A 26,134-nucleotide genomic window follows, 5' to 3' on the forward strand; every position below is an offset into this window, starting at 1 on the left:
CAAAAAACTGAAAAGGAAGGAGGCACTTGCTTGAAAACGATAACAATTGCAGCTGAAGAAGCAAAGGAACTCGTTTGGCAAAAGCTGGCCGGTGCCGGTTTGAATGAACGAGATGCTGAAAAAGTGGCAGATGTTCTCGTGCACGCTGATTTGCGCAATGTACATTCGCATGGCGTGCTGCACACAGAACACTATGTGAACAGGCTTTTAGCGGGAGGGATCAATCCTGGGGCACAGCCTGTTTTTAAAGAGACGGGGCCTGTGACCGGGGTGCTTGACGGAGACGATGGTTTCGGTCATGTGAATTGCGACATGGCGATGGACCATGCAATTGACATGGCGAAGAAAAAAGGAGTCGGCATGGTCACGGCCGTAAACAGCAGCCATTGCGGAGCGCTAAGCTATTTTGTGCAAAAAGCGGCTGACGAAAAGCTGATCGGAATGGCAATGACGCATACAGACAGTATCGTTGTCCCATTTGGGGGGAGGACTCCTATTTTAGGGACAAATCCGATTGCTTACGGAGTTCCGGCTAAGCATAAAAAACCGTTTATCCTAGATATGGCGACATCCAAAGTGGCTTTTGGGAAGATTCTGCAGGCCCGTGAAGAGGGCAAAGAAATTCCTGAAGGATGGGGAGTCGATGAAAACGGAGAAGCAGTAACTGATCCTGACAAGGTCGTCTCACTTTCAACATTCGGGGGCCCGAAAGGCTATGGACTATCGATTGTAGTGGATGTGTTTTCCGGATTGCTGGCGGGCGCGGCTTTTGGCCCTCATATTGCCAAAATGTACAACGGCCTTGATCAAAAAAGAAAGCTGGGGCATTACGTTTGCGCGATCAATCCATCCTTTTTTACTGACTGGGATACGTTTTTAGAGCAGATGGATGCCATGATTGATGAACTGCAGCAATCACCGCCGGCTGTTGGATTCGAAAGAGTGTATGTGCCCGGCGAGATCGAGCAGCTGCATGAAGAAAGAAATAAGAAAAACGGAATTTCTATCGCCCGGAGCGTGTATGAATTCTTAAAAAGCAGGTGAGTAAAATGAAAGCGGTTCAAGTGCGAAAAGCGTATGATCTGGTGACAGCGGAGGTGAAGAAGCCAGTTCTTTCAAAGGATGATGAAGTGCTCGTGAAAGTCAAGCGAGTCGGCATTTGCGGTTCAGACATGCACATTTATCATGGAACGAATCCGCTCGCTACCCTCCCGAGAGTCATCGGACACGAGGTAACGGGACAAGTGGAGGCAGTTGGTGCGAATGTACAGAGCCTAAAACCCGGTGATCATGTGGTGATTGAGCCGATTTCTTATTGCGGATCGTGCTATGCCTGCCGCAAAGGGCGGCCGAATGTTTGCGCCAAGCTTTCTGTATTTGGCGTACATGAGGACGGAGGCATGCGGGAATATATTGTGCTTCCGGAAAGACAGCTTCACGCGGTCTCAAAGGACTTGCCTTGGGAGGAAGCAGTCATGGCCGAGCCTTATACGATAGGCGCCCAGGCAGTGTGGAGAGGCCAGGTGGAAAAAGGTGATACCGTCCTGATCCAGGGAGCGGGGCCCATCGGGATCTGTGTGTTAAAAATGGCAAAACTGGCGGGCGCTGCTGTCATGATGACTGACTTGAACAACGAGCGGCTGGCATTTGCGAAAGAAAACGGCGCCGATGCTGTTGTAAATGTCCAAGCAGAACATGTTGCCGAGCGGGTCCTTGAATGGACTGGGAATGAAGGAGCAAACGTGGTCATTGATGCTGTTTGCCTGCCGGAGACTTTTGCACTTTCAATTGAGGCTGTGTCACCGGCGGGACATGTGGTTGTGCTTGGATTTGATGAAAGAGCGGCTCAGATTTCTCAGCTGCCAATTACAAAAAAAGAAGTCACGATAACCGGATCCCGATTGCAGACCAATCAGTTTCCAAAAGTGGTAGAGCTTTTGAATGGAGGCCGGTTAATGCATAACGGGCTGGTGACCCATACATTTTCAGTTGATGACGTTCATCATGCATTTCAGTTTATTAAGGAGCATCCAGATCAGGTGCGGAAAGCCGTCATCACGTTTGATTAAATGACTGAATCCGGAGGTGCGAGCATGAATATGACATTCCGATGGTATGGACGAGGCAACGATACAGTCACACTTGAATACGTGAAGCAAATTCCCGGTGTCAAAGGCATCGTTTGGGCTCTCCATCAAAAGCCCGTCGGCGACGTGTGGGAAAAAGAAGAAATCAGAGCCGAAACTGAATATATTCAATCCTATGGTTTTCATGCTGAAGTTGTAGAAAGCGTGAATGTTCACGAAGCGATTAAACTTGGGAACGAAGAACGCGGCCGGTATATTGAAAACTACAAGCAAACGATCCGCAACCTTGCCGGATTTGGCGTGAAAGTGATCTGCTATAATTTTATGCCGGTTTTTGATTGGACACGCACGGACATGTTCCGGCCGCTAGAAGATGGATTTACCGCTCTGTTTTTTGAAAAGGCCAAGGTGGAAAGCCTTGATCCTCAAGAGCTGATTCGGACGGTGGAGGAAGCATCCGACATGACACTGCCGGGGTGGGAGCCCGAAAAATTGGCTCGGATCAAAGAGCTTTTTGCTGCCTACAGAACGGTCGATGAAGAAAAGCTATGGGACAATTTATCATTCTTTTTGCAGGAAATTCTTCCTGTTGCTGAGGCCTATGGTGTTCAAATGGCCATTCATCCGGATGACCCGCCGTGGCCGATTTTCGGACTGCCGCGCATTATCACAGGAGAGGCAAGCTATAAGAAACTGCGGGCGATATCAGATTCACCGTCTAATTGTATCACCCTTTGTACAGGTTCAATGGGAGCCAATCCCGCTAACGACATGGTGGAGATCGCTAAAACGTATGCCGGCATCGCTCCATTTTCACATATTCGCAATGTGAAAATTTATGAGAATGGCGATTTTATTGAAACATCTCATTTAACAAAGGATGGTTCGATCAACATTCAAGGCGTGATGGAAGAACTGCATAAGCAGGATTACGAAGGATATGTCAGACCGGATCATGGGCGCCATCTTTGGGGCGAGCAATGCCGCCCGGGATATGGCTTATACGATCGGGCACTTGGCATCATGTATTTGAACGGGCTGTGGGACGCTTATGAAGCAATGGCAAAAAAAGAGGTGGGCATATGATCCCGCTGCATGAGAACCTGGCTGGTAAAACGGCTGTCATCACTGGCGGCAGCGGCGTGCTTTGCTCTGCGATGGCCCGGGAGCTAGCCCGTCATGGCATGAAGGTGGCGATTTTGAATCGGACGGCTGAAAAAGGCCAAGCGGTCGTGAAGGAGATAACGGCGGCTGGCGGCACAGCGTGCGCTGTTGCTGCGGATGTGCTGGACAGGATGTCACTGGAGCGGGCAAAGGAAGACATCCTTGGCCAATTTGGCGCTGTTGATCTGTTAATTAACGGGGCTGGCGGCAATCATCCTGACGCGATAACCGATGTGGAGACATATGAAGAAGCGGGAGAAGGCCAATCCTTTTTTGATATGGATGAGAGGGGCTTTCTAACTGTATTCTCCACCAACTTCACCGGTGCGTTTCTGGCCTCGCAAGTGTTTGGTAAAGAACTGCTGAAGGCGGATTCACCCGCGATCATCAACCTTTCTTCCATGAGTGCTTATTCACCTATGACGAAGGTTCCGGCATACAGTGCTGCGAAAGCATCCATCAATAATTTTACGATGTGGATGGCTGTTCATTTTGCCGAAACCGGGCTGCGGGTCAATGCGATTGCCCCAGGCTTCTTTCTGACAAAACAAAATCATGATCTGCTGATCAACCAAGACGGAACGTTCACCAGCCGATCTCACAAAATTATTGCGGGAACACCGATGAAGCGCTTCGGAAAACCGGAGGATTTGCTCGGTACGCTCCTTTGGCTGGCGGATGAATCCTATTCCGGTTTTGTCACTGGGATCACCGTTCCTGTCGATGGAGGATTTATGGCTTATTCAGGTGTGTAACGAAAGCGGTGCAACAGAAACTGAACCAACATAGGGGTGAGGTTGAGATGTTTTCAAAAGATAAGCTTCCCGTTATCCTTTTTTTGTTCCTGGCAGGGGTGATTAATTACCTGGATCGCTCGGCGCTTTCCATTGCAGCTCCTTTTATTCAGGATGATCTCACATTGTCTGCCACACAAATGGGCTTGATTTTCAGCAGTTTTTCGATAGGTTATGCCATTTTTAATTTTCTTGGGGGCGTGGCATCCGACCGCTATGGGGCAAAGCTGACCTTGTTTGTCGCGATGGTTGTTTGGTCGCTGTTTAGCGGAGCAGTCGCCCTCGCTTTTGGCTTTGTCAGCCTGCTGATTATACGCATTCTCTTCGGAATGGGAGAAGGCCCGCTTTCGGCGACCATCAACAAGATGGTGAACAACTGGTTCCCGCCGACCCAGCGGGCGTCCGTTATCGGTGTAACCAACAGCGGCACGCCCCTCGGGGGAGCCATTTCCGGCCCGATAGTCGGCATGATCGCAGTGGCGTTCAGCTGGAAGGTATCCTTCGTTCTCATTATGATTATTGGATTGATATGGGCAGTGCTCTGGTTCAAGTTTGTCAAAGAAAAGCCGCAAGAGACGATCAAGGAAGCACCGGCAATAAAAGCAGAAACGTCTCCCGGAGAAAAAATTCCGCTCACCTTTTACCTGAAGCAAAAAACAGTCCTGTTCACGGCGTTCGCTTTTTTCGCTTACAACTACATCCTCTTCTTCTTTTTGACATGGTTTCCGAGCTATCTTGTCGACGAGCGGGGATTAAGTGTTGAATCGATGAGTGTCATCACGGTCATACCGTGGATTTTAGGATTTATCGGGCTGGCTGCGGGGGGATTTGTTTCTGACTATGTGTACAAAAAAACGGCCCGAAAAGGTGTGCTGTTCTCGCGCAAGGTTGTGCTTGTCACGTGTTTGTTTTCATCAGCTGTCCTGATTGGTTTTGCCGGGCTTGTGGCAACGACTGCGGGGGCTGTCACTCTTGTCGCTCTGTCAGTGTTCTTTCTTTATTTGACCGGTGCTATCTATTGGGCTGTCATTCAAGATGTGGTTGATCAAAACAATGTCGGTTCTGTTGGCGGCTTCATGCATTTCCTCGCCAACACGGCAGGAATTATCGGCCCGGCTTTAACCGGATTTATTGTTGACCAAACAGGCACGTTTTCTGGAGCATTTTTGCTTGCCGGTGGGCTGGCTGTCTTCGCTTCACTTGCTGTGATTCGTTTTGTCCGTCCAATCATTGGTAAGCCAGCGGGAACAGAAGCTGAGAATCCTGTGTCTTATTAATCTGGAAATATAGTGGGAGAGGCGGTATGTTTGATGATACAATATACAGTAAATAATCGCAGCCGGTATGATAAGGAAGGGAATTAGATGGTAACCATAAAAGATATCGCAAAACTCGCAAACGTATCCCACACTACTGTTTCCAGAGCACTCAACAACAGCCCTTACATCAAAGAACATACGAAGAAAAAAATATTAGAGCTAGCAGAGCAGCTCAACTATACACCAAATGTAAATGCGAAAAGTCTGGCGATGCAAAAGTCGCATACGATCGGGCTATTCTTTACAAGCATTACAAACGGAACCTCACACAGCTTCTTTGCAGACACTATCAAAGGCGTCAATCAAGCCATAAGTGAGGATTACAATCTGTATGTGCGCGGCATTGATGATCTGAAAAACTATGACTCCGTTACACCGATGAGATATGACGGCATCATTTTAATGAGCCAAAGTGACATTGATAATTCTTTTATTTACCATATTCGCGAAAAAAACATTCCGCTTGTCGTGCTGAATCGTGATATTGATGATCGTACCATCACGAATATTTTGTCCAATGACAAGGAAGGCTCTCAAGAAGCTGTAGAATACTTCATTCAGTCCGGACATCAAGACATCGCCATCATCGAGGGGATCGAAGGCTTTAAATCCTCCCAGCAGCGAAAGGAAGGGTACTTATCCGCACTGATTCAACATCATATTCCGATCAAGCATGAATACAGTGTCAAAGGACAGTACGATATGGAAAGCGGCTTTCAAGCGATGGAGCGGCTGCTGGCACTGCCGAATCCTCCAACCGCTGTTTTTTGTTCGAATGATGACATGGCAATCGGAGCGATGAATGCGATATTCGCAAAGGGCCTGCGCGTTCCTGATGATATTTCGGTGATCGGGTTTGATGATATTGGGTTTTCACAGTACATCACGCCAAGGCTTTCAACAGTAAAGCGCCCAGTGGAGAAAATAAGCGTGCTCGGTGCGCAAAAACTCTTGTCGCTGATCAGCGAGCCCGAAACAAAAGCAGAAAAAATCTTGGAAAACACAGAATTTATGGTGCGTGATTCAGTCAGACGATTGACGACGTGATGTCCCGTTTTTCAGCGGGCATTCTTTATACAGAAAAATGTTAACGTGCGCATAAAGTGAGAGGGAGGCAATAAGGGTGCAGAAGCTGAATAAAAATGTGTACGATCACTATACTCAGTATCCAGAAAAAATTCTCCAATTCGGAGAAGGAAACTTTCTTCGGGGATTTATCGATTGGCAGATTGATCAATTGAATCAACACACTGATTTTAATGGGAGCGTGGCAGTTGTCCAGCCAAGAGGCTCAGAAAAAATCAAACGATTAAATGAGCAAGATGGATTATATACACTTTTTTTACAAGGAATGAAAGACGGAGAAGCGGTAAACGAGCATATGATTATCAACTCAATCAGCCGGGGAATTGACCTGTTTTCTGATTATGAAGCATACAAAGAATTGGCATCAAGCGAAAGGCTTCGGTTTATTATCTCCAACACCACTGAGGCTGGGATTGTATGTGATGAAAAAGATCGTTTAGAGGATAGGCCGCAAAAAACATTCCCTGGGAAATTAACTGCATTTCTTTACTTTCGCTATCAGGCTTTTAAAGGAGATCAGACAAAAGGGTGTGTCCTGATCCCATGTGAACTGATCGAGAATAACGGTGAAAAGCTGAGGGAAACGGTTCTTCATTATGCACATCTGTGGAAGCTGGAGGAAGGATTTACACAGTGGATTCATGAGGCCAATACATTTTGTAATAGTTTAGTAGACCGGATTGTTCCGGGTTTTCCCGTCGACAGCATTGATGAGATCACGGCAGATCTTGGCTATCAGGATGATTTGATAGTTGTGGGAGAGCAATATTATTTGTGGGTTATCGAGGGGCCTGATTGGATTGGAAAAGAACTTCCCTTTGCGGCTGCAGGGCTGCATACAAAGATCGTCAGCGACCTCACCCCATACCGGACTAAAAAAGTAAGAATTTTAAATGGCGCTCATACAGCAATGACGCCAGTGGCTTTATTATACGGCTTGAAGACTGTTAGGGATGCAGTCGAGCATCCGGAAGTGGGGCGATTTATAAGAGAGCTGATTGATGACGAAATTCTTCCTGTTTTAAAAATGGAAGGTCTTTCTCAGTATGCTGACGATGTGCTGAACCGTTTTAAAAACCCGTATATTAAGCATTACCTGGAAAGCATTGCATTGAACGCCATTTCCAAATTCAAAACGAGAAACCTGCCGACTCTTAAGGAATATGCTGAACAAAAGGGACAGCTTCCTGAACGCTTGGTGTTTTCTTTCAGCGCTCTTCTGTATTTTTATCATGATAACGAGACATTGCAGGATGATCCGGCAGTTCTTCAATTTTTCAAAGAGGTTTGGTGTCAGGAGGATGGCGACATGCTTCGGATTGCATCAAGAGTGTTAGGCGAACAGCGGCTGTGGGGGGCAGATCTCAATGAGATACCGAAGCTGACTGATAGAGTCGCTGTTTACTTGAATCATATTCATGAGCTGGGCATGCAGAGGGCTCTTGAACAATACTGCATACAAGGGGGAGAGGTACGTTGAAGTCGTTTATAAAGATTCATAAGCAAGATAATGTCCTTCTTGCTCTGCGGGATATTCAAAAGGGAGAGAGGCTGCATGCTTACGGCGTGTCGCTTGAAGTAAAGGATGATATAAAAAGAGGCCACAAGATTGCATTGCAGCTTATTAAAGAAAATGACAGCATCATCAAGTACGGGTTTCCAATTGGGCATGCATCACAAGATATCTCGATCGGAGAGCATATTCATGTCCATAATACGAAAACAAACCTGTCTGATATCCAATCATACAGCTATACACCGAGATTTGATGAAAATCCGTATACTAATGAGAACCGGACGTTTAAAGGTTTTAGAAGAGAAAACGGAGATGCGGGTGTACGGAATGAATTGTGGATTGTCCCAACTGTCGGCTGTGTCAATGGAATAGCAGAAAAAATGCTGCAGCGTTTTGTCAGAGAAACAGGGGATATCGCTCCATTTGATAACGTACTGGTGTTAAAGCATCAATACGGATGCTCGCAGCTTGGCGATGATCACGAAAATACGAAGCAAATCCTGCTGAATGCCATTCGCCATCCAAATGCCGGCGGCGTCTTGGTGTTAGGGCTTGGCTGTGAAAACAATGAGCTGGCAAGAATGAAGGAAGCACTGCAAGATGTGAACCTGGAGCGGGTGAAGTTTCTGGAATCCCAGTCGGTGACCGACGAAATGGAGGCAGGTGTTGCTTTGCTGAAGGAAATTCATGAAGCGGCCAAAGGAGATAAGAGAGAAGACATTCCGCTGTCTGAACTGAAGATCGGGCTGAAATGCGGAGGTTCGGACGGTTTTTCCGGCATAACCGCAAACCCGCTGCTTGGACGTTTTTCAGATTATCTCATTGCACAGGGAGGGAGCACGGTGCTGACGGAAGTACCGGAAATGTTCGGCGCAGAAACCATCCTGATGCAGCGGGCTGCCAATGAAGAAGTGTTTCATAAGATAGTCGATTTAATCAATGATTTCAAACAATACTTTATTAAACATGATCAGCCGGTGTACGAAAATCCCTCACCGGGCAACAAAGCGGGCGGCATTTCTACACTTGAGGATAAATCGCTGGGCTGTACGCAAAAAGCGGGGATTTCTCCTGTCACGGATGTCTTGAAATACGGGGAAGTGCTCAAGACAAGAGGGCTGACGCTTTTGAGCGCGCCAGGCAATGATTTGATCGCCTCCTCCGCATTGGCGGCGGCCGGCTGCCAAATTGTCCTCTTTACAACGGGGAGAGGCACGCCGTTTGGCACCTTTGTCCCGACGGTGAAAGTAGCGACAAACACCGAGCTGTATGAAGCGAAGCCGCATTGGATTGATTTTAACGCAGGCCTTTTAGCAGAGGATGATGTTCATGAGGAATATGTGCTGCGTGAGTTTATCCACTATATGGTTGAGGTGGCAAGCGGCCAGCTTGTGAACCATGAAAAAAATGATTTCAGAGAACTCGCCATTTTTAAATCGGGTGTGACGCTATAATAAGAAAAGGCTATCCTTCAAGCGGATAGCCTTCTTCATTAAATCAATTTTAAACCGCTGACTAAAATAATGGACGCCATAATAAATTGCAGTGGACGCGGGGAGAATCGAGGCGAAAGATGGCTTCCGATCAGCACGCCGGGAATTGAACCAATGAGCAGATTAGCTGCCAGCATGTAATCCACGCTTCCGAAGCTAGCGTTCAAAATGCCTGCTGCCGTAACAAGAAGAAATGCATGCGCGATATCTGTTCCGACAATCTGTGACGCTTTCATGTTAAATAAGTAAATCATGGCGATTGCAAATAATGAGCCGGAACCGATTGATGTTAAGCCGACGATAAACCCAAACACAACACCAATAAGAATCGTCAGCGCCCGCTTATTTTCAAGCGGCATCAGCTGCCAGCGGTTGGGACGAAGTTTTCTATCCAAAAACAAACGAACGATGATTGAAATGGCAACCAGCGTTAACACATATCCTAGAGCGTGCTTAATAATTTCTTCCTGATGCTGGTGAAAGGCGGGGAACAAATGCAAGATGCCAATGGCTAGCGAAGCACTCGGAATACTGCCGATGGCTAAGTATTTTACCAATTTAAAGTTAATCGTTTTCTGCCGCCAATGGGAGGCAACGCCAAAGAGCTTTGTGATCGAGTTATATACAAGATCTGTACCGACCGCGATGGAAGGATTAATTCCAAGCACAATTAAAAGGGGAGTTAATAAGGCCGCTCCACCCACTCCCGTCAATCCGACTAAGGCTCCGACAAACAAACCCATCAATATGATGCTTACACTCATGATAAAGGCCTCCTGAAAACCCGACTATTTTTATCAGATTATATATGATTAGGACGCGTTAATCAATTAAATTTTTTGAATTTTTGCACGTTAGCTGCTTGAAATTTTGGTATGCTCAATATCTCTATTCATTTGCCCTATAATGAGTGTCTGGACGAAATCGAGAAGTACTAAAGGCGCAAAAAAAGATACCTCTTAACAGGTATCTTTTTTCTTGTTTACGCTACATGCGCTGCTGATAGAAAGGAAGCTCAGTGTGGCCCATTTCCCGCACATACACGAACAGGTTGCCTTTATGGTGAATTTCATGCTCCATTGCAAGCTGAAGCAGCGCGCGGCCTGTGACTTTTCTGCCGAAAGCGGATGTCAGATCAATTTCTCTGTCCAGCTGCTCTTCAGTCAGCTGTTCAAGGATAGCGGCCGTTTTTTCTGTATATGTTTTTGCCAGAACATTGAGATCTGTTTCTGTTTCTTCCTGCTTGTTTTGAAATGGTGAGGCATTGCCTTCCTTAATGACATTTGCGAACAAGTGGAAAGACGTAAGAATGTGTTTGACCAGCTCTTCTGCTGACATTGATGTTTCTGCCGGTTTGTAGCTGTAATGGTCTTTGCTGATTTTTTCGGCAAGCTCATTGGTCACGTTTCGATGGGATAAAAAATGGCTGACAATTTGATTGGATTGGCTCATTATGATCTCCTCCATATGTAAAAATAAATGGTGCAATGAAATCCTATATCAACGGTTATGAATTCACAAGTAATATGCTGTGGGATGAAACAAAATGCTATGTCAATCGTATATATAACGTTCACAAAACATGAAATGGAGTATAAACATGACTAACATACCTTTCATTTATCAGTACGAAGAAAAAGAGAATGAAAGAGCTGCGGCGGGCTACGGCACTTTCGGTTACCTTATCACACGGATTGAAGAAACGCTTTATGATCAATACGGTGTATTCTATGAGCTCTATGCCAGTGATGATCCAAATACGGAATACTGGGAGCTTCTTGTAGAAGATGTCCGCAGCGGTTCATTGGAGCCTGAGCATGTGGCATATATATTTGAAAAGCTTGAAAAGAAAACCTTTGCTTACGATGAAGATGAGAAAGAACCGGATTATACCGTCCATAAGTCTATAAGAAACAGTGTATACGCGTATCCTGAAAAGGGAGTTGCTTTTGCCAGAATTCCATATTTTCAAGATGGGAGCATTATGAGTTTTGATTGTCTGTTTGCGGTTAACGATGAAAAGATGCGTGCATTTCTGGAGGGAGTCAGACCGCGTCTTTGGGAAAAAAGCAAGCGGAAAGTGACCGTGTTTACGGATGGAGATGGAGGGACTTCAAGAGAGCAGGAAGCCATTGTCAGAGAGGTTCAGCGGAGTCAAGTCATCATGAATCCGCTATTGAAAAAAGAGATATACAGATCAATTGATCAGTTTTTTCATAGTGATAAATCGTTTTATCAAACATATGACATCCCTTACAAGCGCGGCATTCTGTTATATGGACCTCCTGGAAACGGAAAGACGACGTTAGTGAAGTCGATCGCAGGCAGTATCGATGCACCTGTTGCTTATTGGCAAATTACTGAATTTACGTCGAGCGAGACAATAGAAGAAGTCTTTCAGGCAGCGAGACGCCTCGCTCCTGCAGTTCTGGTCATCGAGGATATAGATTCGATGCCGGAAGATGTGCGGTCCTTTTTTCTCAATACGCTGGACGGCGCGACATCAAAAGAGGGGCTATTTCTCATCGGTACGACAAACTATCCCGAAGAGATCGATCCAGGTTTGATGAATCGTGCAGGGCGATTTGATCGTGCCTATGAAATCGGGCTTCCGGATGAAGAGCTGCGGCTGGAATATATGAAAATGAGAGGCTTTGGCATCTTTTTGAGTGAAGGAGAAATAAAAAACGCCGCAAAACTTACAGAAGGCTTTTCCTTTGCACAGCTGGGAGAATTATATGTATCTTCAGCCCTTCAATGGCACCAAGAAGGGAATCACCATATTGAAACCATGGTGAAAGACATGACAGGAGAGCAAAGAAAAAGCCAGCGGGGAAGCTGGATGGAAAGAAACAAAGTCGGTTTTCACTAAAAGAAAGCGCGGGTGTTTGAAAAAACCGTGCTTTTTTGTTGCGGTTAGCCGAAATTCGACAATTGCGGTTATTTTGCGTTCTTCTTTTTCTTGCAAATATGATAAAATATGACATATCTCGGGTAATTCAAAAAGGGGGGATTAATTGAGGATGAAGCAGACGATTCCGTCCTCTTATGTCGGGCTTAAAATTAATGAATGGTATACTCATATCCGGCAGTTCCACGTCGCTGAAGCCGAACGGGTCAAGCTCGAAGTAGAAAGAGAAATTGAGGATATGGAAGAAGACCAAGATTTGCTGCTGTATTATTCTTTAATGGAGTTCAGGCACCGTGTCATGCTGGATTACATTAAGCCTTTTGGAGAGGACACGTCGCAGCTAGAGTTTTCAGAATTGTTAGAAGACATCGAAGGGAATCAGTACAAGCTGACAGGGCTTCTCGAATATTACTTTAACTTTTTTCGAGGAATGTATGAATTTAAGCAGAAGATGTTTGTCAGTGCCATGATGTATTATAAACGGGCAGAAAAGAATCTTGCCCTCGTCTCGGATGATATTGAGAAAGCAGAGTTTGCTTTTAAAATGGCTGAGATTTTTTACAATTTAAAACAAACCTATGTTTCGATGAGCTACGCCGTTCAGGCATTAGAAACATACCAAATGTATGAAACGTACACCGTCCGCAGAATCCAATGTGAATTCGTTATTGCAGGTAATTATGATGATATGCAGTATCCAGAAAGAGCATTGCCCCACTTAGAACTGGCTTTAGATCTTGCAAAGAAAGAAGGCAATCCCCGCCTGATCAGTTCCGCCCTATATAATCTCGGAAACTGCTATGAGAAAATGGGTGAACTGCAAAAGGCAGCCGAATACTTTGAGAAATCTGTTTCTATTTGCAAGTCGGAAAAGTTCGATAATCTTCCGCATTCTATCTACTCTTTAACACAAGTTCTGTATAAACAAAAAAATGACGCCGAAGCGCAAAAAAAGTATCGTGAAGGATTGGAAATCGCCCGTCAATACAGTGATGAATTATTTGTGGAGCTTTTTCAATTTTTACATGCGTTATACGGAAAAAACATTGACACAGAATCGGTCTCACACACCTTTCAATTTCTTGAAGAACATATGCTGTATCCTTATATTGAGGAGCTGGCGCATGATGCTGCCCAATTCTATATAGAAAACGGACAGCCCGAAAAAGCACTTTCATTTTATGAGAAAATGGTGCACGCACAAAAACAAATCCAGAGAGGAGATTGTTTATATGAAATCTAAATGGATGTCAGGTTTGTTGCTCGTTGCGGTCGGGTTCAGCTTTACTCAGGTGATGGTTCATGCAGGTGAAACAGCAAACACAGAAGGGAAAACATTTCATATTGCGGCACGCAATCAAACATGACGCATAAAAAAGACCCTTAAGGGTCTTTTTTATTTCTTCAGCTTCCATTCTTTTATCGTCAGCTCAGAAGATCCGCTTGCCACCAGCGGATCCGCATGCCCGATTTCCGCTGCCTCTTCCAATGAACCTGCTTCGATGACATACGCTCCGCCTGTGGCGTCGCTGAATGGCCCAAACATTTTTAAACGCTTTTCTGCCTGTAAACGATCCAGAAATTCATAGTGCCCAGCCACATGCTCCTGATTAAATTTCTCCGTTCTCATTGTCAGCATTATACATATTCAGACCCTCCGTGAACTTCAGCTTAACATATTTATCCATATTGCGGTGATAGATGATATGAGCTTTTCGTCCTACGAATGCCACCTATTTATGAAAAAAGAAAAGGAGAGATGATAGGTGAGCATTCCAGTAAAGCAAAATTTGGTTTCTGAGGCGAAATACGCGTTGAAGTGTCCTAATGAAATGTCCGCTGAATACATTACCATTCACAACACGGCAAACGATGCCTCAGCGGCCAATGAAATCAGCTATATGATCGGGAACACAAGCTCGACAAGCTTTCATTTTGCAGTCGATGATAAAGAGGTGATTCAAGGTCTGCCGCTTAACCGAAACGCCTGGCACACAGGTGACGGCACAAACGGTCCGGGAAACCGCAAATCAATTGGCGTTGAGATTTGCTACAGCAAATCGGGAGGCCCGAAGTATGAGGCAGCTGAAGCCTTGGCGATTTCATTTGTAGCACAGCTTTTGAAGGAGCGCGGCTGGGGCATCGATCGGGTGAGAAAGCACCAGGACTGGAACGGAAAGTATTGCCCGCACCGCATTTTATCAGAGGGGCGCTGGGATCAAGTGAAGGCGGCAATTGAAAAGGAATTAAACGGGGGCGTATCAGCTAAAAAAGCTGCAGTCTCTTCTTCAGCGTCTGTATATCATGTGAAAAAAGGCGACACATTGTCAGGGATTGCCGCATCACACGGAGTCAGTGTGAAAACGCTGCAAAGCATCAATCATATCAATGACCCGAATTACATTAAAGTCGGACAAGTGATCAAACTGCCTCAGACGGCATCTGCTTCTAAAAGCCATGCCGCATCCTCATATCCGCTCCCATCCGGCGTGATCAAAGTGACAAGCCCGCTGACGAAAGGGACAAAAGTAAAGCAGGTGCAGACCGCTTTAGCCGCTCTTTATTTTTATCCTGATAAAGGAGCGAAAAATCACGGCGTTGACGGCGTTTATGGCCCGAAAACAGCAAATGCAGTGAAACGTTTTCAGTCTGTCAGCGGTTTAACGGCTGATGGGATTTACGGTCCGAAAACGAAAGCGAAGCTGGAGGAAAAGCTGTAAATGAAAAGACGGAAGCTGTGAAGCTTCCGTCTTTTTGCCTTACATACAAACTGCGGCAAGCACCTTTTGAATATCATAAATGCTCTCATCTTTTTTAAACTGCTTTGAGACAGCGGGAAGTTCCGCGCCAGAGATCCAAATTTTCAGCTCTGAATCAAGGTCAAAGCGGCCGGCAGTTTCCACGCTGAATCTGGAAATGCTTTTGTACGGAATCGATTGAAATTCCGTTTTCTTGCCTGTGATTCCCTGTTTATCTACAAGGATAAGCCGCTTGTCAGTAAAGACAATCAAATCGCGAACCAGCTTAAACGCGGCTTCAACATTCTCACCCTCAAGTAAAATATGGGCAAGCTCTTCTTTCACAGCAGCCGTTGACAGTGTTGACGCATTGCCGAGTAATCCATCAATAAACCCCATCATATACCTCCTCTGCGTATTCTATCAAATCATACTATAAAAAAGGTTTTCATTCATAGATGAGTAGAGTAAACTGGTGCTGACTGGTAAAGGGGGCGTTCAAAATGGAAGATATGTATGACAGCTTTGCAGCCCTTTCTGCTTCTGAGTCGGAGTACCGGATTATTTATGAGGAGAAAAACGGAAGTGAGCTTATCGTCCTCGGTCCTCACGGCGGCAGAATTGAGCCTGGCGTCAGTGAACTGGTGCGGGCATTTTCGGATCGATGTTCCATCTATTTGTTTGAGGGTCTAAAGCAGCGAAACAACCGTTCCTTGCATCTCACTAGCATTCGTTTTGATGAGCCGCTGGCTTTAGAAAAAGTGAATGACCACCATTACGCATTAGCGTTTCACGGGTATTATGATCCGAAAATCCCGCATACATTGGTCGGGGGGGCGGATCGTAAAAAAGCCAAGCTCATTTGTGAGCGTCTGAATGAAGCAGGTTTTAGCGCCGAGCTCACTAATGAGAAAGACCGCCTGGCAGGTGTACACCCAAACAATATTGTCAATCGGACGAAAAGAGAAATGGGACTGCAATTGGAGGTAAGCACGGCACAGCGAAATGCGCTATTCCGCAATTTTGGGTGCCGTGATAAAAGCTACATACAAAACGATTTGTTTGATCGATATGTGGAAGCCGTCAAGCTTGGCTTTTATAAATAAAACTAGACGGGACCTGCACGGTTGGCCTATTCCTTCATACGCTGGGGTTGTGCGAAAGTGTGGGGAGGAATGATTCATGTTTTATCATATAAAAGAGCTTCAATATCAAGCAAAGCCAGCTCATCCCGATCCGGTTTATGCGAAAAAACTTCAAGAGGTGCTAGGCGGCCAATTCGGTGAAATTAGCGTCATGATGCAGTATTTGTTTCAAGGGTTTAACTGCAGGGCGGATGCTAAGTATAAAGATTTGTTATATGATGTGGGGACCGAAGAGATTGGGCACGTAGAAATGCTGGCAACGATGATTTCCAGACTTCTGGACAATGCACCCGCGGATGTACAGGAGGATGCTTATAAAAGCAATCCCGCTATTGCAGCAGTCATGTCAGGGATGAACCCTCAGCACGCGATTGTGTCCGGATTGGGGGCGATGGCATCAGATAGTGAGGGCTATCCGTGGAATGCAAAATACATTATCTCAAGCGGAAACCTGCTGGCCGATTTTCGCGCCAACTTAAATGCGGAGGCCCAAGGACGCCTTCAGGTGACACGGCTTTATGCCATGACCGATGATCCAGGGGTAAGAGATATGCTGTCATTTTTGATTGCAAGGGATACCTATCATCAAAATATGTGGTACGCGGCCATTAAAGAGCTGGAGGAAAGAGAACGGGATATTGTCGTCCCGACGACGTTTCCGCGTGAGCTCGAAAAGCAGGAAGTCTCCTATGACCTGTTTAACTTTTCCAGGGGGGATGAAAGCTCACAAGGAAGATGGGCACATGGGGAAGCCTTTGACGGCCGGGGTGAATTCAGGTATATCCCGACTCCGATTGCGTTCGCATCTGCGCCTCATCTTAAACCGGCGCCCATGTGGCTGCATAATACAGTTCCCCCAATGTCGAAATGTTAGGTTCTCTTCTGGGCTGAGGAATATATCCTTAGCCCTTATTTGATTTTGCCAATATGATATAACGCTTTTTCCTCAGCGACCTGCAAGTGCTGCTGATCGCCTTCCTCGTACGCATGTGGCCGCTTGTGAGATAATAAATAAGCGAGCCGCTTCTGAAATTGAATACCTGCTTTACGCCGTTCAAACATGTCAAGCCTTTTATCAGCAAATTCCTTTGTTACCCGGAATACCGCCGAAATTGTGGCGAGTGCCTGGCTTCTCCATTGCGGCAGTTCCATCTGCAACAGCATAAAGGTTGGCACACAGAAGTGGTACATAAATTGATTTGCCTGGAATTCCTGAAGCTCTCTGAAGAGTTTGTTCATCTGAAAATGATTGCCTGCATGCTTTAACACGTGGCACAGCTCATGGCCAAAATCTTCCCATTGCTCTTCCCGTGACTTTTTTTGGTTTAATACGATACTGTACATGCCGTCGTATTTCACCATCATGCTCCCCATATCCTCAAAATGCACCCAAATATCCAGATCCTTTGCGATTTTCAGCATGTCAATGTGATGAGGGGATGTGATGCCCAGCCGGCCGTATAAATTTTTAACGTATTCCTCCAGATGTGATAAGTAATCGCCCAATTGAATACTCCCTTTCGAACATTTGTTCTGTTTTTAGCGAGAAAGAAAAGCCCGTATAGGACTGGAAAGTAGTGTAGAAATCTTTCCCTTTTCTTTAAAAAATAAACACTTTTTTCTTTATATCGGTCTACTTTTTATATGTTTTAGAGAACAGAGAACGATTTATTTATTTTTCGGTTTGCGGTTTTTCTCTTTTTCTTTTAAATAGTTGATAAATTCGATGGCCTGCTGTTTGCTTTCTGGGGAAAAATCCTGCATATCGCGGTATGCAAGCTGCAGGTCCGGATCTGAGAACATATCGTCATCGGATTTTTTGTCTTTTCCCGTTAATAAGTAATCAGTCGTTACTTGAAAGTAATCAGCCAGCTTTTGGAGTGTGTCGTAATCAGGTTCGCTTCGCCCATTTTCATAGTGGGAATATCGTGCCCGTGACACACCGATGTGTGATGCGATTTCTTCCTGTGTCCTTTTCCCTCTGAGACTCTTCAATCTGCCGCCTATCATACTATGACCTCTCTTTTTTAAACTCCCTAAGTTACTTATGATTATAGATACAATATGTATCAAAATAAAGTTATGATAAAAAAAGTATCAAAAATAACTTGATGATACAGAACGTATCGTTTATACTTGGTAACAGCTGATACAAAATGTATCAAAAAAAGATCAGGAGAGTGATCACATGTATCCGATCCAAATCGTTTTTAGTGAAAGTCCCATAGATCAGCGCCATCTCGGACAATCCGGCGGCACCATTTCGTTTACCGCATGCGGCCTTCCGGTGTTTCACTTTGAAACGCAGGAACAGTTTCAAGCATACATGATGTTAAAAGGAGAAGCGGCGTCCAATGAAAAACGATAAAAGCTATCCTTTTCCGACGTATTCAGGGTTATTGAATTCAGAACATTATGACAAAATTAGCCCGGCGCTATGGCTGTTTCTCTGGTTTATCAGCTCAACAACAAAAGAAATCGAAAAAGACGGCGTAAGCTGGGGCATCGTACTCGGCCATAAGCCGTTAAAAGCGAGAGAAATGGCGGCAGTCTTCGGCGTAAGTGAAAAAACCGTCAGAAGATGGCTGGAGCTTCTCGAAAACCATGATTACATAAAGGCCGTCCGTGCGCCATACGGACTGATGATTTCGGTCAAGCATTCCAAAAAATTCAGCTTCAGATCGGACAATACTGTACACGGGAGTCTAAAAGAACGGCCATTTTCGCCGCAGACACCGGACACAAACGACCGTACAGATATAGATAAAACAAACAAATATACTGCTGCTGATGATGCAGTGGATCACATTGCGAAGCGGTTTACACAATTACGGTCGGCTCAAGAAGGACGCACCGTGTATCCTTCCTCAAGAGATTATCAAGCCATCGCCCGCATTGTTGCCATCGGCGTTCCTGTCACGCAAACAATCAAATGGCTTGAAGAATGCTTTCAGGCTTTTGAAAACCGGCGGACCGCCGCTTCAGAAACAATCAAGGCCTTTCGCTACTGCTCGAAATTCATTGAAGACCGATTTTTCGCGCAGCAAGCCAAAAAGAATGCCGCAATTCAGCATGAGAGGATGAAAAAACATGACAAAACGAACAATCGAACAGATTTTGGACGAGCTGAGAAGAGGGAGACGTCCATTACTGGCGGACAAACCGGCCGAATCAGACGCAAGCAGGTATGATTGCCTGCGCTGCAAGGATCAGGGAGGTTATCTCGTCAGGCAGAATGGCCTGGAAGTCTGGACGATGTGCAGCTGCATAGCAGAACGGAAAGTGAAGCGGCTGCTGGGTGCAAGTGAGATTACCCACGCTTTCAGACAGCTCGGCTTCAAGGAATTCCGCACGGAGGGAAAGCCGCAGGCCATAAAAGACGCATTTGAGTGTACAAAAGAGTATGTTGCCGATTATGAACAAATCAAGGATTGCCGAAAAAACAGCATTGCCCTTTTAGGACAGCCTGGATCAGGGAAAACACACCTTTTGACTGCCGCTGCCAACGAATTAATGAGAACATGCTATGTGCCTGTCATTTATTTTCCGTTCGTGGAAGGCTTTACTGATCTGAAAAATGATTTTGCCCTATTAGAAGCGAAGCTGAACCGGATGAAGCAGGCGGATGTGCTGTTCATTGATGATCTGTTTAAACCGGTTAACGGCAAACCCCGCGCTACAGATTGGCAATTAGAGCAAATGTATTCGGTACTCAATTATCGCTACTTAAATCATAAACCGATTTTGCTTTCGAGCGAGCTGACAATTGAAGCACTTGTACGGGTTGATGAAGCGCTCGGCACGAGAATCTATGAGATGTGCAGTGACTATCTAGTGATTATCAAAGGAGCAGCCTACGAGCTTAACCATAGATTGGAGGGCGTCAGATAATGTGCAAGCTTTGTCAAACAAAGAAAGTCATTGTGGAACATACCGGTATTGGAGTCGTTTTTCATCCATGTCCGAACTGCCGGTCCGGCACTGACTTAACGCCTGTCATTCAAAAGCTGGAGCAAATGCTGACAGCGGGAAAAGCGAGGCTGAATATCTATGATTAAACAGCTGACTGCTCTAATCACTTTGCTGTTTCGGGCAAAGCGAACAGAAAAAAACATTGAACAATGGTATAAGGACGACGGGAAGTGAAAGTGTTGGCAAAGACAAAACAGGCAGAGAAAAGCCCTGCGCCGTGGCGTGCTGTCCCGTGCGGGGATACGAAACCGATCTATATTTATTCAGCTTACAGTGAAGAAGAAAAAGAAAGATTCCCATATTCAAACGGACGGCTGATTGCCGCTGTATTTGACCTTAGCTCTTATTCGCAAAAAAGCAATGCCGCTTTGATGGCCGCTGCGCCTGAATTGCTGGAAGCGTCTAAAGCAGCGCTTGATTTTCTGAAAGGGAATTCTGTTCATTCAAAGGAGCGCATCATTCAGCTATTAGAAAAAGCTGAAGCAAGCGCTGCACCGAAAAGGGGAGGAAATAAAACATGATTCATCCTAAAAAACTGCTGCATATCGATTCCATCACGCTTAAGAGCCAGCTGGAGGAAGGGAAAATCCGTGTCATTATTGTGGATGGCATCAAGCAAGAAGCATGGATCACAGAAGCGCCCGAGCATGGAAAAACGCTCGTCGAAACAAGAAAGGGCGACCTTGCCCGAGTGGAATTTGAAATCGGCTACAAATTAAATTAAAGCGAAAACAGAATACGTCCAAGACGGAAAGCCTGCGGACACTGATCAACTGCACAGCATTTGTGCGTTGATTGGTGTCCGTTTTTTATTTGCCAAAAATGAGGAGGATCATAGAGTGCAAGACTTACTATTTGAATATAAACGAACGCTCAAACAAACAAGAAACCAATATAAACCGCTCGCTGAGGCAGATGAATCCGTGCTCTCAGCTGAAGAGCTGAAGGATAAAAAAATCATTAGAAATATGATTACTGATCTTGAATATGTAACAGAGTGGCTTGAAAAAGGAAGGCAGCCCGGCATCAGACGGGCGATTGACCGGCGTGATGCCTACCAGCGGCTGATGATCAAGGACCCGAGGATCATCGAATCATTTTCCAGCGCTATGATGTTTGAGCCGGACGGACAGGTATCAGAAGAAGACAGAGAGAGAATTCGAGAAGCATTAGCCCTGTTAACGGACAGAGAAAAGGAAATGTTTTTGCTGCATAAGGTAGAATGTTTTTCTTATGAACGGATCGCCGATCTTCTCGGCGTGAAAAAATCGACAGTGCAAACGACGATCAAACGGGCAATCGTAAAGGTGCAAAGACAGCAGGAAGAAATGAATCGATCACTTGCATGAAAGCTTGTCATACGTTTGCCACCTATAAGTGAATAGCATGACACATAAGCGGCTGGCTGATCAGCCGCTTTTATGAATAGACAACCATGCTGGAGGTGGCGGTGATGCCGTAGCATGAAAACACAACTTCGCGAACAAGCATTAGCAATCTATCAACAACATCAAGGAAAGATCACAAATCGGGCGATTGCGGACACAATCGGTGTTTCCGCGAAAACAATCGGCATCTGGAAAAAACAAGACAAATGGAAAGAGGCCCTGTTTTCTGCGTCCAAAAACGAACAAAAACAGCGCCCTATAGACAACGATGAATTAAATGAACGCCAGCGGCTGTTTTGCCTGTATTACGTCAAAAGCTTCAATGCCACACAGTCAGCAATCAAAGCGGGCTATTCTCCGGACAGCGCTCATGTGACGGGCAGCCGGCTCTTAAAAAACGAAAAGGTCGCTGCTGAAATCAGACGCATAAAAAAAGAAATGGTCAATGAGATGTTTATTGAAGCGATGGATGTGCTGCAGGTTTATATCAAGATCGCGTTTGCGGATATTACGGACTATGTGACCTTTGGAAAAAAAGAGGTCCAGGCTGTCGGGAAATCGGGTCCGCTGTTTGATGAAGATGATAACCCGATTATGAAGGAAATCAGCTTTGTCGATGTTAAAGACTCCGGGCTCGTTGATGGCACCATTGTAACGGAAGCAAAGCTTGGCAAAGAAGGCATTGCCATCAAGCTTGCAGATAAAATGAAGGCGCTTGAGAAGCTATCCTTATATTTTGATTTGTTTCCAGATCAATTTAAACAAAAAATAGAAAATGAGAAATTGAAGCTTGCCAAACAAAAAGCGGAGAAAACAGATGACAGCCAAGAGCCGATTGAAATTATGATCAAACGAAAAGAGCGCAAGTCATGATTGTAAAAGAAATCAACCCTCATTTCGAAGATTACGTGTTCAATTGGGAGCAGACGTACCAGTTTCTTGTCGGTGGCTACGGCTCATCCAAAAGCTATCATACCGCATTGAAAATCGTGCTAAAGCTGCTGAAGGAAAAACGGACGGCCCTTGTGATCCGGGAGGTGTTCGATACCCATCGGGATTCGACCTTCGCCTTGTTTCAAGAGGTGATCGAAGAGCTCGGTCTCACAAAGGCCGTGGCATCTCTTTCTTCCCCGCTGCAGCTGCGATTTCACAATGGCAGCCGGATCATGTTCAAAGGAATGGACAATCCGGCAAAATTAAAATCGGTTCATAACATTTCATTAATATGGATTGAAGAGTGCTCAGAGGTGAAGTATGAGGGGTTCAAGGAGTTAATCGGACGTCTTCGCCATCCTGAGCTGAAGCTTCATATGATCTGTACCACCAATCCCGTCGGCACCTCCAATTGGACGTATAGGCATTTTTTTCGGGATGAACGCAAGAAACGGTTTGTGCTGGATGACAGCGAACTTTACGAAAAGCGGACGATTGTAAAGGGAGATACGTATTACCATCATTCCACCGCTAACGACAATCTTTTTCTCCCGGAAAGCTATCTGAAACAGCTTGACGGACTCAAAGAGTATGATCCCGACCTGTACCGGATTGCCCGCAAAGGACGATTCGGCGTCAACGGGATCAGGGTGCTGCCGCAGTTCGAGGTACTCCCGCATGATCAAGTGAAAAAATGTATCGCAGCCATCAGCAAGCCAATCTTTCGTACAGGCATGGATTTTGGATTCGAGGAATCCTATAATGCCGTCGTCCGGCTTGCTGTAGATCCTGAAAAAAAATACCTCTACATTTATTGGGAGTATTATCAAAATAAAATGACAGATGATAGGACGGCTGAGGAGCTGCGTGAGTTTATTGAGACACAGGAATTGATCAAAGCCGACTCGGCTGAGCCGAAAAGCATCCAATATTTCCGCCAGCAGGGCTTTCGGATGGTTGGAGCCAGAAAGTTTCCCGGCTCCAGGCTTCAATATACCAAAAAGGTAAAACGGTTCAAAAAAATCTTCTGTTCGGACCGCTGTGAAAATGTCATCTATGAGCTCAAGACACTTACGTATGCCAAAGATAAAAACGGAGCTCTGATTGAGGATGAATTCACAATTGACCCGCATACGCTTTCTGCCATTTGGTATGCGCTTGATGATTATGAGGTTGCTGATATGAAAGAGACAGCACACAAACGAATCCGGCCGAACCGAGAAAGGAGGAGGTCATAAATCATGCACAATCAAACAGTCAGAGCAACTGTATTTAAAGCCAATGCCGCGGCTCCTCAGACAAAGCAAATCTATGAAGATGACTTTTCTGAGCTGTACGGAGAGGACATTATCGCTCCGCCCTACAATATCACCGAGCTCAAAACCATTGCCGAATACTCGACCATTCTTCAGCAATGCATTGATGCGTACAGAGTGAATATTACAGGCTTTGGATTCGATGTTGAGTACACATTTGATGTCAACGCAAGTGATGTCGATCAGGCAAAAAAGAAAAGAGCGGAAAAAGACTGGGCCAGACTCGAAGCCTTTTATAAATGTCTTCACTTTGATGAATCAGCTGAAATGATTTTAGGCTATGCCATCGAAGACAGAGAAAAAACAGGCAACGGGTTTATGGAAGTGCTTCGCGACGGGGCGGGAAAACCTGCCGGCATCGAATATTTAGATGTGAAATATATGCGTGTATGCGGAGCAGGCGAGCCTGTAGAGGTTTCATTCGTATATGAAGAAAACGGGAAAATGAAAAGGATCAAAAGGCAAAAACGCTTCCGAAAATATGTGCAGATGATCAATGGAAAGAAAGTATTTTTTAAAGAATACGGCGATCCGCGAAAAATGGATATTCGCACAGGTGAATATGTAAACACATTGGCAGAGAAGTATCAAGCAAATGAAGCCATTCACCTCAAAATCGGAAGCGGCGTATACGGTGTACCCCGCTGGATCGGCAATATTGTCAATTTATACGGAGCCCGAAAAGCAGAAGAGCTCAATTTTATGTATTTTAAGCAGGGACGTCACGTCCCCGCTGCGATTACAGTGGAAAACGGGATGCTGTCTGAAGCTTCTTACCGGGAGCTGCAGGAATACATGAATGATCTTGAAGGCGTGGAAAACGCCCATAAATTTCTCCTGATCGAAGCGGAAGGAATCGCAAAAGAAAAGGATCTCCACGGAGGCGAGGATATTACGCCGGTTTCCGTGGAAATCAAATCCTTGGCTGAAATTCTCCAAAACGACGCCTTGTTTCTTGAATACGATGAAAAAAGCAGAAATAAGCTGCGTTCAGCGTTCCGCCTCCCGCCGCTGTATACAGGCGAGGCCCAGGAATACAACCGGGCGACAGCTGATACGGCTAGAAAAATTACGGAGGAGCAGGTTTTTCAGCCGGAGCGAAAAACGCTCGTGAATAAACTGAATACGCTGCTTTTGCCGGAGCTGAATATCCATGACGTCAGGCTGACATTAAAAGGACCAGACTTTCGTGATCCGCTTGAGATTGCGAAGGTGCTCGGTCCTTTTATTACAGCAGGAGCGGTCTCGCCGAATGATTTACGCGACCTTGCCGGACGGGTGCTTGGCAAAACACTGGAGGAGTGGCCTGAGGACATTTATAAACGGCCTGCAGGACAGGATGCGGAAAAGACAAACCTGACTGCGCTCATGCAGGAGTTGAAAGAAAGCATCGAAGATATCAAAACGTCCTGAAGGGAGGTGAATCAAGCAGGTGGCGCGAGAATTAAGAAATGCCAAAATCAGCTTTGTCAGTTATGTGGACAAGGCGGCTAACCAGACAGAATTTTTCTTTACGAAGTCAGCCAAACCTCCGTCATTTGAAAAAAAGGTTCGGCTGTTTACAAAAAGTGAGCAGGATGAACAAAAGCTCGTGTACGGAATCGTGTATGAGCCTGATGTTCCTGATGCCCACGGCGATTTTATGACCGCCGAGGAAATTGAAAAAGCGGCGCACGGTTTTCTCGCGGAGGCACGGGAGATTGATATCAATCACAGCTTTGAGGGCGGAACCGGCGTCGTGGTCGAGTCCTATGTGGCGCCCGATGATTTTATGATTGGATCAAAGCGGATTACAAAGGGCTCATGGGTACTCGTGACAAGAGCGTCTGACGAGGTGTGGGAACAGATTAAGGCTGGAATTATCACCGGCTACAGCATGGCTGGCACTGCAGATGTGTATGAAGAAGAACCGGTCGAAAAAGCAGGGTTCTTCAGTGTATTCAAGCAAATGCTTGCTGACAAAACAGGGAAGGAGACTGAAGAAATGAGAAAAGAAGACATGAAAGAATCATTCGAGCATGCGCTTTACCCTCTGCTCAAACGGCTTGAGCGGATTGAAAAAAACACAGACACGGAGGAAAAGCCGGAGCAGACGGGTGATGACGAGCGTCTGAAAAAGCTCGTTGAAGACATGCTTGCCCCGCTGATCGAACGCATCGAGGCTTTGGAAAAAGCGCGAGGCGCGTCTAAGCAGACAGCGGACGATACGGGCGGCAATACAGAGCAAGTCAAAAAATCAATCTGGAGCGGACTGCTGTAAAACCAGTCAAGG

The 26,134-nt window shown here is 45.7% G+C and carries 31 protein-coding genes; 25 read left to right on the plus strand and 6 right to left on the minus strand.

The genetic code is table 11. The annotated features are described in order from the left end of the window. Positions 1–30 precede the first annotated feature (30 nt). The 8 genes from allD to bslm_RS06535 all read left to right on the plus strand — a co-directional run bounded on the left by allD (position 31) and on the right by bslm_RS06535 (position 9,420). The gene (allD, locus tag bslm_RS06500; RefSeq protein WP_046380951.1) at positions 31–1,044 is read left to right on the plus strand and encodes an ureidoglycolate dehydrogenase; all 1,014 of its coding nucleotides are present in this window, start codon (positions 31–33) and stop codon (positions 1,042–1,044) included. A gap of 5 nt (positions 1,045–1,049) precedes the next feature. Further along, on the plus strand, positions 1,050–2,069 hold the full coding sequence (locus bslm_RS06505; RefSeq protein WP_003245542.1) for a zinc-binding alcohol dehydrogenase family protein: 1,020 nt from the start codon (positions 1,050–1,052) through the stop codon (positions 2,067–2,069). A 24-nt stretch (positions 2,070–2,093) separates the two neighbouring features. Then, the gene (uxuA, locus tag bslm_RS06510; RefSeq protein ID WP_046380952.1) at positions 2,094–3,173 is read left to right on the plus strand and encodes a mannonate dehydratase; all 1,080 of its coding nucleotides are present in this window, start codon (positions 2,094–2,096) and stop codon (positions 3,171–3,173) included. Continuing rightward, on the plus strand, positions 3,170–4,006 hold the full coding sequence (locus bslm_RS06515) for an SDR family oxidoreductase (protein WP_003245605.1): 837 nt from the start codon (positions 3,170–3,172) through the stop codon (positions 4,004–4,006). Before uxuA ends, bslm_RS06515 begins: the two co-directional genes overlap by 4 nt. Positions 4,007–4,053: 47 nt before the next feature. Next, positions 4,054–5,322: an MFS transporter gene (locus bslm_RS06520; protein WP_003245531.1), complete on the plus strand. Its 1,269-nt coding sequence runs from the start codon at positions 4,054–4,056 to the stop codon at positions 5,320–5,322. 87 nt (positions 5,323–5,409) lie between these two features. Continuing rightward, positions 5,410–6,411: a LacI family DNA-binding transcriptional regulator gene (locus tag bslm_RS06525; protein WP_003244946.1), complete on the plus strand. Its 1,002-nt coding sequence runs from the start codon at positions 5,410–5,412 to the stop codon at positions 6,409–6,411. Positions 6,412–6,487: 76 nt separating this feature from the next. After that, positions 6,488–7,930 carry a tagaturonate reductase gene (locus tag bslm_RS06530; protein WP_003245710.1) on the plus strand — a complete coding sequence of 481 codons (1,443 nt, stop codon included), beginning with the start codon at positions 6,488–6,490 and terminating at the stop codon, positions 7,928–7,930. After that, positions 7,927–9,420 (plus strand): UxaA family hydrolase, encoded by a 1,494-nt coding sequence (locus bslm_RS06535; RefSeq protein WP_019712454.1) that lies wholly within the window; start codon positions 7,927–7,929, stop codon positions 9,418–9,420. Before bslm_RS06530 ends, bslm_RS06535 begins: the two co-directional genes overlap by 4 nt. 38 nt (positions 9,421–9,458) lie before the next feature. On the opposite strand, the gene bslm_RS06540 is transcribed toward bslm_RS06535, so the two are convergent. Both bslm_RS06540 and bslm_RS06545 read right to left on the minus strand, forming a co-directional pair. Then, positions 9,459–10,223, minus strand: coding sequence for a sulfite exporter TauE/SafE family protein (locus bslm_RS06540; RefSeq protein WP_014476525.1), 765 nt, complete (start codon positions 10,221–10,223; stop codon positions 9,459–9,461). Positions 10,224–10,446: 223 nt separating this feature from the next. Next, entirely contained in the window at positions 10,447–10,911 is a 465-nt protein-coding gene (locus bslm_RS06545; protein WP_014479541.1) for a DinB family protein, read from the minus strand. A 148-nt stretch (positions 10,912–11,059) separates the two neighbouring features. On the opposite strand from bslm_RS06545, the gene yjoB reads away from it, so the two are divergent. The 3 genes from yjoB (at position 11,060) to phrA (ending at position 13,737) form a co-directional block, all read left to right on the plus strand. Continuing rightward, the gene (yjoB, locus tag bslm_RS06550; RefSeq protein ID WP_003245490.1) at positions 11,060–12,331 is read left to right on the plus strand and encodes an ATPase YjoB; all 1,272 of its coding nucleotides are present in this window, start codon (positions 11,060–11,062) and stop codon (positions 12,329–12,331) included. A 145-nt stretch (positions 12,332–12,476) separates the two neighbouring features. Then, complete coding sequence (gene rapA, locus bslm_RS06555) at positions 12,477–13,613, plus strand: response regulator aspartate phosphatase RapA (RefSeq protein WP_015252291.1); 1,137 nt, start codon at positions 12,477–12,479, stop codon at positions 13,611–13,613. Continuing rightward, positions 13,603–13,737: a phosphatase RapA inhibitor PhrA gene (phrA, locus tag bslm_RS06560; RefSeq protein ID WP_003245487.1), complete on the plus strand. Its 135-nt coding sequence runs from the start codon at positions 13,603–13,605 to the stop codon at positions 13,735–13,737. Before rapA ends, phrA begins: the two co-directional genes overlap by 11 nt. A gap of 29 nt (positions 13,738–13,766) precedes the next feature. Here the strand turns inward: phrA and bslm_RS06565 are convergent, their stop codons facing one another. Beyond that, the gene (locus bslm_RS06565) at positions 13,767–14,009 is read right to left on the minus strand and encodes a YciI family protein (RefSeq protein WP_046380953.1); all 243 of its coding nucleotides are present in this window, start codon (positions 14,007–14,009) and stop codon (positions 13,767–13,769) included. Positions 14,010–14,136: 127 nt separating this feature from the next. On the opposite strand from bslm_RS06565, the gene bslm_RS06570 reads away from it, so the two are divergent. Beyond that, positions 14,137–15,090 carry an N-acetylmuramoyl-L-alanine amidase gene (locus bslm_RS06570; RefSeq protein WP_046380954.1) on the plus strand — a complete coding sequence of 318 codons (954 nt, stop codon included), beginning with the start codon at positions 14,137–14,139 and terminating at the stop codon, positions 15,088–15,090. 39 nt (positions 15,091–15,129) lie between these two features. Here the strand turns inward: bslm_RS06570 and bslm_RS06575 are convergent, their stop codons facing one another. Further along, entirely contained in the window at positions 15,130–15,507 is a 378-nt protein-coding gene (locus tag bslm_RS06575; RefSeq protein WP_014476529.1) for a PH domain-containing protein, read from the minus strand. Positions 15,508–15,611: 104 nt separating this feature from the next. Between bslm_RS06575 and bslm_RS06580 the strand changes: the two genes are divergently transcribed. Beyond that, positions 15,612–16,214 carry a poly-gamma-glutamate hydrolase family protein gene (locus bslm_RS06580; RefSeq protein WP_015252289.1) on the plus strand — a complete coding sequence of 201 codons (603 nt, stop codon included), beginning with the start codon at positions 15,612–15,614 and terminating at the stop codon, positions 16,212–16,214. Positions 16,215–16,290: 76 nt separating this feature from the next. Continuing rightward, a complete protein-coding gene (locus tag bslm_RS06585) occupies positions 16,291–17,127 on the plus strand; it encodes a manganese catalase (protein ID WP_046380955.1) in 837 nt (278 codons plus the stop codon). A 35-nt stretch (positions 17,128–17,162) separates the two neighbouring features. Here bslm_RS06585 and bslm_RS06590 read toward each other — a convergent pair whose 3' ends face one another. Both bslm_RS06590 and xre read right to left on the minus strand, forming a co-directional pair. Beyond that, positions 17,163–17,759 carry an ImmA/IrrE family metallo-endopeptidase gene (locus bslm_RS06590; RefSeq protein ID WP_019712456.1) on the minus strand — a complete coding sequence of 199 codons (597 nt, stop codon included), beginning with the start codon at positions 17,757–17,759 and terminating at the stop codon, positions 17,163–17,165. A gap of 162 nt (positions 17,760–17,921) precedes the next feature. Further along, positions 17,922–18,263 (minus strand): HTH-type transcriptional regulator Xre, encoded by a 342-nt coding sequence (xre, locus tag bslm_RS06595; RefSeq protein ID WP_003232719.1) that lies wholly within the window; start codon positions 18,261–18,263, stop codon positions 17,922–17,924. Positions 18,264–18,441: 178 nt separating this feature from the next. On the opposite strand from xre, the gene bslm_RS06600 reads away from it, so the two are divergent. The 11 genes from bslm_RS06600 to bslm_RS06645 all read left to right on the plus strand — a co-directional run bounded on the left by bslm_RS06600 (position 18,442) and on the right by bslm_RS06645 (position 26,122). Further along, positions 18,442–18,621, plus strand: a complete 180-nt coding sequence (locus tag bslm_RS06600) for a hypothetical protein (protein ID WP_019712457.1) — start codon at positions 18,442–18,444, stop codon at positions 18,619–18,621. Next, complete coding sequence (locus tag bslm_RS06605; protein ID WP_019712458.1) at positions 18,608–19,444, plus strand: phage portal protein; 837 nt, start codon at positions 18,608–18,610, stop codon at positions 19,442–19,444. The genes bslm_RS06600 and bslm_RS06605 overlap by 14 nt, the downstream gene beginning before the upstream one ends. Further along, a complete protein-coding gene (locus bslm_RS06610) occupies positions 19,344–20,144 on the plus strand; it encodes an ATP-binding protein (RefSeq protein WP_080009791.1) in 801 nt (266 codons plus the stop codon). Before bslm_RS06605 ends, bslm_RS06610 begins: the two co-directional genes overlap by 101 nt. Next, a complete protein-coding gene (locus tag bslm_RS20575) occupies positions 20,144–20,311 on the plus strand; it encodes a hypothetical protein (RefSeq protein WP_003245588.1) in 168 nt (55 codons plus the stop codon). Before bslm_RS06610 ends, bslm_RS20575 begins: the two co-directional genes overlap by 1 nt. Positions 20,312–20,395: 84 nt before the next feature. Then, on the plus strand, positions 20,396–20,746 hold the full coding sequence (xkdD, locus tag bslm_RS06615) for a phage-like element PBSX protein XkdD (protein WP_021479479.1): 351 nt from the start codon (positions 20,396–20,398) through the stop codon (positions 20,744–20,746). Further along, entirely contained in the window at positions 20,743–20,949 is a 207-nt protein-coding gene (xtrA, locus tag bslm_RS06620; protein WP_014476537.1) for a phage-like element PBSX protein XtrA, read from the plus strand. Before xkdD ends, xtrA begins: the two co-directional genes overlap by 4 nt. A 115-nt stretch (positions 20,950–21,064) precedes the next feature. Then, positions 21,065–21,574 carry a sigma-70 family RNA polymerase sigma factor gene (locus bslm_RS06625; RefSeq protein WP_019712460.1) on the plus strand — a complete coding sequence of 170 codons (510 nt, stop codon included), beginning with the start codon at positions 21,065–21,067 and terminating at the stop codon, positions 21,572–21,574. Positions 21,575–21,688: 114 nt separating this feature from the next. Then, on the plus strand, positions 21,689–22,486 hold the full coding sequence (gene xtmA, locus bslm_RS06630) for a phage terminase small subunit (RefSeq protein WP_019712461.1): 798 nt from the start codon (positions 21,689–21,691) through the stop codon (positions 22,484–22,486). Next, positions 22,483–23,784 (plus strand): PBSX family phage terminase large subunit, encoded by a 1,302-nt coding sequence (locus bslm_RS06635; RefSeq protein WP_019712462.1) that lies wholly within the window; start codon positions 22,483–22,485, stop codon positions 23,782–23,784. The genes xtmA and bslm_RS06635 overlap by 4 nt, the downstream gene beginning before the upstream one ends. 3 nt (positions 23,785–23,787) lie before the next feature. Continuing rightward, positions 23,788–25,275, plus strand: coding sequence for a phage portal protein (locus bslm_RS06640; protein WP_019712463.1), 1,488 nt, complete (start codon positions 23,788–23,790; stop codon positions 25,273–25,275). 19 nt (positions 25,276–25,294) lie between these two features. After that, a complete protein-coding gene (locus tag bslm_RS06645; protein ID WP_003232691.1) occupies positions 25,295–26,122 on the plus strand; it encodes an XkdF-like putative serine protease domain-containing protein in 828 nt (275 codons plus the stop codon). Positions 26,123–26,134: the final 12 nt, after the last annotated feature.

The sequence above is a fragment of the Bacillus sp. LM 4-2 genome, assembly GCF_000978495.1.
Taxonomy (GTDB): domain Bacteria; phylum Bacillota; class Bacilli; order Bacillales; family Bacillaceae; genus Bacillus; species Bacillus subtilis.

Coding starts and splice junctions, on each gene's coding strand:
- bslm_RS06505 (WP_003245542.1), top strand. CDS start 1,050: ATGAAAGCGGTTCAAGTGCGAAAAGCGTATGATCTGGTGACAGCGGAG.
- bslm_RS06605 (WP_019712458.1), top strand. CDS start 18,608: ATGAAAAACGATAAAAGCTATCCTTTTCCGACGTATTCAGGGTTATTG.
- bslm_RS06580 (WP_015252289.1), top strand. CDS start 15,612: ATGGAAGATATGTATGACAGCTTTGCAGCCCTTTCTGCTTCTGAGTCG.
- bslm_RS06565 (WP_046380953.1), bottom strand. CDS start 14,009: ATGCTGACAATGAGAACGGAGAAATTTAATCAGGAGCATGTGGCTGGG.
- bslm_RS06575 (WP_014476529.1), bottom strand. CDS start 15,507: ATGGGGTTTATTGATGGATTACTCGGCAATGCGTCAACACTGTCAACG.
- bslm_RS06610 (WP_080009791.1), top strand. CDS start 19,344: ATGACAAAACGAACAATCGAACAGATTTTGGACGAGCTGAGAAGAGGG.
- bslm_RS06515 (WP_003245605.1), top strand. CDS start 3,170: ATGATCCCGCTGCATGAGAACCTGGCTGGTAAAACGGCTGTCATCACT.
- bslm_RS06525 (WP_003244946.1), top strand. CDS start 5,410: ATGGTAACCATAAAAGATATCGCAAAACTCGCAAACGTATCCCACACT.
- bslm_RS20575 (WP_003245588.1), top strand. CDS start 20,144: ATGTGCAAGCTTTGTCAAACAAAGAAAGTCATTGTGGAACATACCGGT.
- bslm_RS06545 (WP_014479541.1), bottom strand. CDS start 10,911: ATGAGCCAATCCAATCAAATTGTCAGCCATTTTTTATCCCATCGAAAC.
- uxuA (WP_046380952.1), top strand. CDS start 2,094: ATGAATATGACATTCCGATGGTATGGACGAGGCAACGATACAGTCACA.
- bslm_RS06585 (WP_046380955.1), top strand. CDS start 16,291: ATGTTTTATCATATAAAAGAGCTTCAATATCAAGCAAAGCCAGCTCAT.
- bslm_RS06520 (WP_003245531.1), top strand. CDS start 4,054: ATGTTTTCAAAAGATAAGCTTCCCGTTATCCTTTTTTTGTTCCTGGCA.
- xtmA (WP_019712461.1), top strand. CDS start 21,689: ATGAAAACACAACTTCGCGAACAAGCATTAGCAATCTATCAACAACAT.
- xre (WP_003232719.1), bottom strand. CDS start 18,263: ATGATAGGCGGCAGATTGAAGAGTCTCAGAGGGAAAAGGACACAGGAA.
- bslm_RS06540 (WP_014476525.1), bottom strand. CDS start 10,223: ATGAGTGTAAGCATCATATTGATGGGTTTGTTTGTCGGAGCCTTAGTC.
- bslm_RS06600 (WP_019712457.1), top strand. CDS start 18,442: ATGTATCCGATCCAAATCGTTTTTAGTGAAAGTCCCATAGATCAGCGC.
- yjoB (WP_003245490.1), top strand. CDS start 11,060: ATGACTAACATACCTTTCATTTATCAGTACGAAGAAAAAGAGAATGAA.
- bslm_RS06640 (WP_019712463.1), top strand. CDS start 23,788: ATGCACAATCAAACAGTCAGAGCAACTGTATTTAAAGCCAATGCCGCG.
- phrA (WP_003245487.1), top strand. CDS start 13,603: ATGAAATCTAAATGGATGTCAGGTTTGTTGCTCGTTGCGGTCGGGTTC.
- xtrA (WP_014476537.1), top strand. CDS start 20,743: ATGATTCATCCTAAAAAACTGCTGCATATCGATTCCATCACGCTTAAG.
- bslm_RS06635 (WP_019712462.1), top strand. CDS start 22,483: ATGATTGTAAAAGAAATCAACCCTCATTTCGAAGATTACGTGTTCAAT.